This window comes from Aerococcus sp. L_32 (genome assembly GCF_050689315.1).
Map to the genome: position 1 here is coordinate 1 of NZ_JBOEQF010000894.1, position 762 is coordinate 762.

The following is a 762-nucleotide window of genomic DNA, read 5'->3' on the forward strand; positions in this document are numbered from 1 at the left end:
AACTTATTTGAAGACTCTGAATATACTGAACCAAAGAAAGCTTTAGAAGCAGCAGGACATGAAGTCGTCACAATCGGTATGAAAGCCGGTGAAACTGTTCGTGGTAAAGCTGAAGGAACTGAAGTAACTATTGAAAAATCTATCGATGAAGTAGAAGCGAAAGATTTCGATGCCTTATTAATTCCTGGTGGCTATTCACCTGACCAACTACGTAAACATGACAGCATGTTAGACTTTGTACGTCATTTTGACAGCAACAACAAATGGATTTTCACCATCTGCCATGGTCCTCAATTATTGGTAAATGCTGAAACCTTAAAAGGTAAAGACATTACCGCAGTGAAACAAGTGGCAATTGATGTGAAAAATGCTGGTGCAAATTTCTATGACAAAGAAGTTGTGATCGATGAAGCTGGTAAATTAATTTCAAGCCGTACGCCTGAAGACTTACCTGCATTTGATCAAGCAATTGTCGATGCATTGAAATAAATTCTAATATAGCTAAAAGCAAGCGTTACATCTGAATAGGTGTAGCGCTTTTTTTGATAACACTTTTTATAGAAAAAAACTACCTCGCAAATGGTAGTTTTTTGTGCCTTCAACTTATTAGCCAAATGTTTTCTTGACCCGTTGAATATAAGGCACTTTGTCTATTCTGACCAGGACTAGGTAGGCAATTAATGACCCTGATAATGCCCCTAAGATAAACCGCGGTGTATAGACAAACCAATACATACCTTGGGCAGACCCTGTAAACCAGAC

The 762-nt window shown here is 38.2% G+C and carries 1 protein-coding gene and 1 pseudogene; one reads left to right on the forward strand and one right to left on the reverse strand.

Going from position 1 to position 762, the window contains the following annotated elements; translation table 11 throughout:
- The coding region (locus ACRCJ0_RS17170) for a type 1 glutamine amidotransferase domain-containing protein (RefSeq protein ID WP_431391370.1) at nucleotides 1-489 on the forward strand (489 nt) is incomplete at its 5' end.
- 117 nt (nucleotides 490-606) lie between these two features.
- Here the strand turns inward: ACRCJ0_RS17170 and ACRCJ0_RS17175 are convergent.
- Nucleotides 607-762: pseudogene (locus tag ACRCJ0_RS17175) on the reverse strand (energy coupling factor transporter S component ThiW); the annotation flags it as partial.